This window comes from Citrobacter sp. wls757, from assembly GCF_005280935.1.
Classification (GTDB): domain Bacteria; phylum Pseudomonadota; class Gammaproteobacteria; order Enterobacterales; family Enterobacteriaceae; genus Citrobacter; species Citrobacter portucalensis.
Genome location: NZ_SZWU01000015.1, coordinates 432,379 through 439,736, shown reverse-complemented (window position 1 = coordinate 439,736; position 7,358 = coordinate 432,379). Strand labels below are relative to the sequence as shown.

The following is a 7,358-nucleotide window of genomic DNA, read 5'->3' as shown; positions in this document are numbered from 1 at the left end:
GCATTCCGAGGTTCGAATCCTCGTACCCCAGCCAATTTCAAAAAGTCGTCCACTCTGTGGGTGCACCCGTTGGGGTATCGCCAAGCGGTAAGGCTCTGGTTTCTGATACCAGCATTCCGAGGTTCGAATCCTCGTACCCCAGCCATATTAAAAAAGCTCGCTTCGGCGAGCTTTTTGCTTTTCTGCATTTATCGCCTGATGGCGCTCCGCTTATCAGGCCTACGTATTTTCCCCGTAGGCCTGCCTGAATTACAACCCTAACGCATACTTCAGTGCCTGACGTTTCAGTACGCCAGCGCGCTCTGCGGCCATGAGCCCGAGATTACGCATGATGCGCAGCGGCTGCAGGTTATTGCTGAATCCGGCATAGAACAGATCCATACCGCTTTGCATGATGAAATTGTCAGTCATACGGCGATTCTGATAGCGCTTGAGCACCGGCTGACTGGCCCAGGATTCACCGTAGCTGCGCGCGTTCACCAGCACATCAATCAACGCATCGACATCACGAAAGCCCAGATTAACGCCCTGCCCCGCCAGCGGATGAATGGTATGCGCGGCATCACCTACCAGCGCCAGCCCCGGTTGCACATATTGCAGCGCATGACGACGCGTAAGCGGGAACGCCCCCGCAGCCACTGGCATCACCTTACCGAGTCGCGATGGAAAATGTTTAGCAATCTCCGTCTGCAATTGCGGCATATTCAGCGCTTGCAATTGGCGGATGCGAGCCGGTGAGTCGTACCACACCAACGAGGCCCAGTTATCAAACAGCGGTAAAAACGCGCGCGGGCCGTCAGGCGTAAATTGCTGCCAGGTGCTGTCTCCCGGTGAATTTTCGCATTGCACGGTTATCAACATACAGGACTGCGCGTACTGCCAGGCATGGATACCAATCCCGGCCATTTTTCGCACCTGAGAGTTGGCACCATCGGCGCCGATGACCAGCTTCGCGCTGATGGTTTCGCCGCCTGCCAGCTCAAGCTCATGTCGATCGTTATGTTGATGCAAAGAAATCAGGGACGTCGGTACGCGCAGCGTGACTTTGGGGTGAGCTTCCAGCGCCTGCCAGAGCGCCTGTTGCAGGACCGTGTTTTCCACCATATAGCCCAACAGAGGCAGCTTAAGCTCGGCGGCATCAAACATCACATGGGCATTTTCCCACTCCCACGTTTCCAGTCGACGATAAGGATGGCTGCGCATCCCCTGCACCGTATCCCAGACGCCCAGCCCTTTTAGCAACGACACCGATGCGGAACTTATGGCAGAAATTCTGACATCAGGCTGTCCGTCAGCCACAAACGGCGCGGGAACGGCATGCTCAATAACCGTTACCGTAAATCCATGCTGCGCCAGTCCAAGCGCCAGCGCGCCGCCGACCATCCCCCCGCCGACAATGGCAATTTCCGTTGGTTGATTTGTCATGGTCAATTATCCAGTTACATGTATTGTGTAAGTTTACAGGATTTTTTACCCCTTGAGGCTGACATCCGTCATACTGGTCACAACCGCGCCAAAGCAGTACACTATGCGCCCTGCATTTCAGCCACAATTTCGCAAGAGCAAGTCGATGACCAAAAAACTCCATATTAAAACCTGGGGCTGTCAGATGAACGAATACGATTCATCGAAGATGGCCGATCTGCTGGATGCCACTCATGGGTATCAATTGACTGACGTGGCGGAAGAAGCGGATGTGCTGCTGCTGAATACCTGCTCAATCCGTGAGAAGGCTCAGGAAAAAGTGTTCCATCAACTGGGCCGCTGGAAACTGTTAAAAGAGAAAAATCCCAAGCTCATCATTGGGGTCGGTGGCTGTGTTGCATCTCAGGAAGGCGATCATATTCGCCAGCGCGCGCATTACGTCGATATTATTTTTGGGCCGCAAACTCTGCACCGCCTGCCGGAAATGATCAACAAAGTGCGTGGAAGCACGACCCGTAGCCCGGTGGTTGATATCAGTTTCCCGGAGATCGAAAAGTTCGACCGCCTGCCGGAACCGCGTGCTGAAGGTCCAAGCGCGTTTGTGTCCATCATGGAAGGTTGTAATAAATATTGTACTTACTGCGTGGTGCCCTACACCCGCGGTGAGGAAGTCAGCCGTCCGGCGGATGATATTCTGTTTGAAATCGCCCAGCTTGCAGCCCAAGGCGTGCGTGAAGTGAACCTGCTGGGGCAAAACGTGAACGCCTGGCGTGGTGAGAACTACGACGGCACGATCGGATCTTTTGCCGATCTGTTACGTCTGGTGGCCGCGATCGACGGCATTGATCGTATCCGCTTCACCACCAGCCATCCGATCGAATTCACCGATGATATCGTTGAAGTTTATCGCGATACGCCAGAGCTGGTGAGCTTCCTGCATCTGCCGGTACAGAGCGGTTCAGACCGCGTACTGAACCTGATGGGGCGTACTCATACCGCGCTGGAATACAAAGCGATCATCCGCAAACTGCGCGCAGCGCGTCCGGATATCCAGATTAGCTCCGACTTCATCGTTGGCTTCCCGGGTGAAACCACGCAGGATTTCGAGCAGACCATGAAGCTGATTGCTGACGTCAATTTTGACATGAGCTACAGCTTTATTTTCTCTGCGCGTCCTGGCACCCCTGCCGCCGATATGGTTGACGACGTACCGGAAGAAGAGAAGAAACAGCGTCTGTACATTCTACAGGAGCGTATCAACCAGCAAGCTATGGCCTGGAGCCGCCGTATGGTCGGCACGACCCAGCGCATTCTGGTTGAAGGCACATCGCGGAAGAGCATTATGGAACTGTCAGGCCGTACCGAAAATAACCGTGTGGTGAACTTTGAAGGCACCCCGGATATGGTCGGTAAGTTCGTGGACGTAGAAATTACCGATGTCTGGACTAACTCCCTGCGCGGTAAAGTGGTGCGTACCGAGGACGAAATGGGTCTGCGTATCGCAGAATCCCCTGAATCGGTCATTGCGCGTACCCGCAAAGAAAACGATCTGGGCGTCGGTATTTATCAGCCTTAATCCTGCTGAAAAACGTAAAAAAGGCCCGATACCGCTACACTTATCGGGCCTACAATCCTGGGCTCGCTGTCCCGGCGGGTCTTGTAATCTGCCCTATCATCCCCATATTTGCTGCAATGCTTGCGCCTTTCCCCCATGGCGTGAATAATTTCCTTAGATGCCGGTAAATGTTCAGCGTCCGGCGAGACATGCATAAGAGGAACAGTTTGAACATAGACACTCGCGAAATCACCCTTGAACCCGCAGACAACGCCCGCCTGTTGAGCCTTTGCGGCCCATTTGATGACAACATCAAACAGCTGGAACGTCGCCTCGGCATCGAAATTAACCGCCGTGATAACCACTTTAAACTGACCGGTCGTCCAATTTGCGTCACCGCTGCGGCAGATATTTTACGTAGCCTGTACGTCGATACCGCCCCAATGCGCGGTCAGACGCAGGACATCGAGCCTGAACAAATTCATCTGGCGATCAAAGAAGCGCGAGTGCTTGAGCAAAGCGCAGACAGCGTGCCTGAATTTGGCAAAGCGGTGAACATCAAAACCAAGCGTGGAGTAATTAAGCCGCGCACGCCGAACCAGGCACAGTACATTGCGAATATCCTCGACCACGACATCACATTTGGCGTTGGCCCTGCGGGTACGGGTAAAACGTATCTCGCGGTTGCCGCTGCGGTTGATGCGCTTGAGCGTCAGGAGATCCGTCGCATTCTGCTGACCCGTCCGGCAGTGGAAGCGGGCGAAAAACTGGGATTCCTGCCAGGAGATCTCAGCCAGAAAGTCGATCCGTATTTACGACCGCTGTATGACGCGCTTTTCGAAATGCTCGGCTTTGAAAAGGTTGAAAAGCTGATTGAGCGTAACGTCATTGAAGTTGCGCCACTGGCCTATATGCGCGGTCGTACGTTGAACGATGCGTTCATCATTCTTGATGAAAGCCAGAACACCACCATCGAACAGATGAAAATGTTCCTGACCCGTATCGGCTTTAACTCCAAAGCGGTCATCACTGGCGATATCACCCAGATTGACCTGCCGCGTAGCACCAAATCCGGTCTGCGTCATGCCATTGAAGTGTTGGCTGAAGTCGACGAAATTAGTTTTAATTTCTTCCATAGCGAAGACGTGGTGCGCCACCCGGTGGTTGCCCGTATCGTCACGGCGTATGAAGCCTGGGAAGAAGCAGAACAGAAACGCAAAGCCGAGCAGGCTGCAGAACGCAAGCGCGAAGCTCAGGAGCAGGAACAAAAATGAGTCAGGTTATCCTCGATTTACAGCTGGCATGTGAAGACGAATCCGGTCTGCCAACAGAAAGTCAGTTTCAGGGCTGGCTGGATGCGGTGATCCCGCAGTTTCAGGAAGAGTCTGAAGTGACGATTCGTCTGGTCGATGACGCGGAAAGCCACGACCTGAACCTGACCTATCGCGGGAAAGATAAATCCACCAACGTGCTCTCTTTCCCGTTTGAGGCTCCGCCGGGCATTGAGATGCCGCTGCTGGGCGATTTGATCATCTGCCGTCAGGTGGTTGAGAAAGAAGCGCAGGAGCAAGGCAAACCGCTTGAGGCCCACTGGGCGCACATGGTGGTGCACGGTAGCCTGCATTTACTCGGCTACGACCATATTGAAGACGATGAAGCGGAAGAGATGGAATCCCTCGAAACAGAGATTATGCTTGCTCTGGGCTATGAGGATCCGTACATTGCCGAGAAGATTGCAGAATAGTAGCTTGCCGGATGGCGGCGCTTGCGCCTAATCCGGCCTACATTCATGCCTTTCGTAGGCCTGATAAGCGTAGCGCCATCAGGCAAAACATGCCGTCAACATCTGAGTAAACGCATGACGCGCTTTGTATTAACTAACATGAGAACCCATACGACGCCATGAGCGACGACAATTCACACAGTAGTGACACCTTAAACAGCAAAAAGGGATTTTTTTCCCTGTTACTGAGCCAACTTTTCCACGGTGAACCGAAAAACCGCGACGAACTGTTGGAGCTGATCCGTGATTCCGGGCAAAACGACCTTATCGATGAAGATACGCGCGATATGCTCGAAGGGGTAATGGATATTGCGGACCAACGCGTTCGCGACATCATGATCCCTCGCTCCCAGATGATTACCCTGAAACGCAACCAAACTCTGGACGAATGCCTCGATGTCATTATCGAGTCTGCCCACTCGCGTTTCCCGGTAATTAGCGAAGACAAGGATCACATTGAAGGGATTCTGATGGCCAAAGATCTGCTGCCGTTTATGCGTAGCGATGCCGAAGCCTTCAGCATGGAGAAAGTGTTACGCCAGGCGGTTGTCGTCCCTGAAAGCAAGCGGGTTGACCGCATGCTGAAAGAGTTCCGCTCCCAGCGTTATCATATGGCTATCGTCATCGACGAGTTTGGCGGTGTCTCAGGTCTGGTGACCATTGAGGACATCCTTGAACTGATTGTCGGTGAAATTGAAGATGAGTACGACGAAGAAGACGATATTGATTTCCGTCAGCTCAGTCGCCACACCTGGACTATTCGCGCGCTGGCGCCAATTGAAGACTTCAACGAAGCTTTCGGCACGCATTTCAGCGATGAAGAAGTGGATACCATTGGCGGGTTGGTCATGCAGGCCTTCGGTCATCTGCCCGCGCGTGGAGAGACCATCGACATTGATGGTTACCAGTTCAAAGTGGCAATGGCCGACAGCCGTCGTATTATTCAGGTTCATGTCAGAATTCCGGACGACTCACCCCAGCCCAAACTGGACGAATAAACCCGAAACTGGATCTAAGACTACATGGCATTTGCCCCTTTAATTGAACGCCAGCGCATTCGCCTGCTGCTGGCGTTATTATTCGGTGCCTGCGGGACACTGGCTTTCTCACCGTATGACATCTGGCCCGCTGCGATTGTTTCGCTGATGGGCCTGCAGGCTCTCACCTTCAACCGCCGTCCGCTCCAGTCTGCCGCTATCGGCTATTTCTGGGGACTGGGACTGTTTGGCTCAGGCATCAACTGGGTTTACGTCAGTATCGCGCAGTTTGGCGGTATGCCGGGCCCCGTTAACGTCTTCCTCGTGGTTCTGCTTGCTGCTTACCTTTCCCTCTACACTGGCCTGTTTGCCGGCGTTTTGGCGCGTCTGTGGCCGAAAACTACCTGGATACGTGTAGCGATTGCCGCGCCGGTAGTCTGGCAAATCACTGAATTTCTACGCGGCTGGGTACTGACCGGTTTTCCGTGGTTGCAATTCGGCTACAGCCAGATCGACGGTCCGTTAAAAGGGCTGGCGCCGGTAATGGGCGTTGAGGCGATAAACTTCCTGCTGATGATGGTTAGCGGCCTGCTGGCACTTGCACTGGTAACGCGTAACTGGAAGCCGCTGGCTGCCGCCGTGGTGCTTTTCGCTCTACCCTTCCCGCTACGTTATATTCAGTGGTACACGCTGGAGCCGGAAAAAACCACCCAGGTCTCGATGGTGCAGGGTGACATCCCGCAGTCGCTCAAATGGGATGAAGGCCAGTTACTCAACACCCTGAAGATTTATCTCGACGCCACCCAGCCTGAGATGGGCAAATCACAGCTCATCATCTGGCCAGAATCCGCTATTCCGGACCTGGAAATTAACCAGCAGCGTTTTCTGAGCATGATGGATGACCTGCTGAAATCGAAAAACAGCACGCTGATTACCGGTATTGTAGACGCGCGTCTGAACAAGCAGAATCGTTACGACACCTACAACACCATCATCACACTGGGTAAAGACAGCCCATACAGCTACGACTCCAGCAACCGCTACAACAAAAACCATCTGGTACCGTTTGGCGAATTTGTCCCGCTGGAATCTATCCTGCGCCCGCTAGCGCCATTCTTTGATCTGCCAATGTCTTCGTTCAGCCGCGGTCCTTATGTACAGCCACAGTTGCATGCACACGGCTTTAAGCTGACCGCTGCCATCTGCTACGAAATCATTCTTGGCGAACAGGTACGGGATAACTTCCGCCCGGATACGGACTACCTGCTGACTATCTCTAACGATGCATGGTTTGGTAAATCTATTGGCCCGTGGCAGCACTTCCAGATGGCGCGTATGCGTTCCCTGGAGCTGGCGCGACCTCTGCTGCGTAGCACCAACAACGGTATTACGGCGGTGATTGGTCCACAGGGCGAAGTTCAGGCGATGATCCCGCAGTTTACCCGTCAGGTGCTGACCACCAGCGTGACGCCAACGACGGGCTTAACCCCTTATGCCCGTACCGGAAACTGGCCGCTCTGGCTGCTAACCGCGCTGTTTGGCTTTGGCGCAGTGGTAATGAGTCTGCGCCAACGTCGTAAGTAAAACAGCGCCCCATCAAATGCAGGCCGGATAAGGC

Annotated in this window: 6 protein-coding genes and 1 tRNA gene; 6 read left to right on the top strand and 1 reads right to left on the bottom strand. The window is 53.7% G+C overall.

Annotated features, from left to right (window positions below):
• The first annotated feature begins 70 nt into the window (after positions 1-70).
• Positions 71-145: transfer RNA gene (locus tag FDW94_RS03855), tRNA-Gln, on the top strand.
• Positions 146-249: 104 nt separating this feature from the next.
• Here the strand turns inward: FDW94_RS03855 and ubiF are convergent.
• Positions 250-1,425: a 3-demethoxyubiquinol 3-hydroxylase gene (ubiF, locus tag FDW94_RS03850; protein ID WP_048235884.1), complete on the bottom strand. Its 1,176-nt coding sequence runs from the start codon at positions 1,423-1,425 to the stop codon at positions 250-252.
• Between the two features lie 145 nt (positions 1,426-1,570).
• Between ubiF and miaB the strand changes: the two genes are divergently transcribed.
• From miaB to lnt, 5 genes are all read left to right on the top strand, one after another.
• Positions 1,571-3,001: a tRNA (N6-isopentenyl adenosine(37)-C2)-methylthiotransferase MiaB gene (miaB, locus tag FDW94_RS03845; protein WP_003022779.1), complete on the top strand. Its 1,431-nt coding sequence runs from the start codon at positions 1,571-1,573 to the stop codon at positions 2,999-3,001.
• Positions 3,002-3,207: 206 nt separating this feature from the next.
• A complete protein-coding gene (locus FDW94_RS03835) occupies positions 3,208-4,254 on the top strand; it encodes a PhoH family protein (RefSeq protein WP_003022776.1) in 1,047 nt (348 codons plus the stop codon).
• Positions 4,251-4,724 carry an rRNA maturation RNase YbeY gene (ybeY, locus tag FDW94_RS03830; RefSeq protein ID WP_048214688.1) on the top strand — a complete coding sequence of 158 codons (474 nt, stop codon included), beginning with the start codon at positions 4,251-4,253 and terminating at the stop codon, positions 4,722-4,724. Before FDW94_RS03835 ends, ybeY begins: the two co-directional genes overlap by 4 nt.
• A 158-nt stretch (positions 4,725-4,882) precedes the next feature.
• Positions 4,883-5,761: a CNNM family magnesium/cobalt transport protein CorC gene (gene corC / locus FDW94_RS03825; protein ID WP_003022770.1), complete on the top strand. Its 879-nt coding sequence runs from the start codon at positions 4,883-4,885 to the stop codon at positions 5,759-5,761.
• Between the two features lie 24 nt (positions 5,762-5,785).
• On the top strand, positions 5,786-7,324 hold the full coding sequence (lnt, locus tag FDW94_RS03820; RefSeq protein ID WP_071445754.1) for an apolipoprotein N-acyltransferase: 1,539 nt from the start codon (positions 5,786-5,788) through the stop codon (positions 7,322-7,324).
• Positions 7,325-7,358 lie beyond the last annotated feature (34 nt).

Excerpts from the sequence above, each read along its gene's own strand:
- corC (WP_003022770.1), top strand. The coding sequence starts at position 4,883 with ATGAGCGACGACAATTCACACAGTAGTGACACCTTAAACAGCAAAAAG.
- ubiF (WP_048235884.1), bottom strand. The coding sequence starts at position 1,425 with ATGACAAATCAACCAACGGAAATTGCCATTGTCGGCGGGGGGATGGTC.
- ybeY (WP_048214688.1), top strand. The coding sequence starts at position 4,251 with ATGAGTCAGGTTATCCTCGATTTACAGCTGGCATGTGAAGACGAATCC.
- lnt (WP_071445754.1), top strand. The coding sequence starts at position 5,786 with ATGGCATTTGCCCCTTTAATTGAACGCCAGCGCATTCGCCTGCTGCTG.
- miaB (WP_003022779.1), top strand. The coding sequence starts at position 1,571 with ATGACCAAAAAACTCCATATTAAAACCTGGGGCTGTCAGATGAACGAA.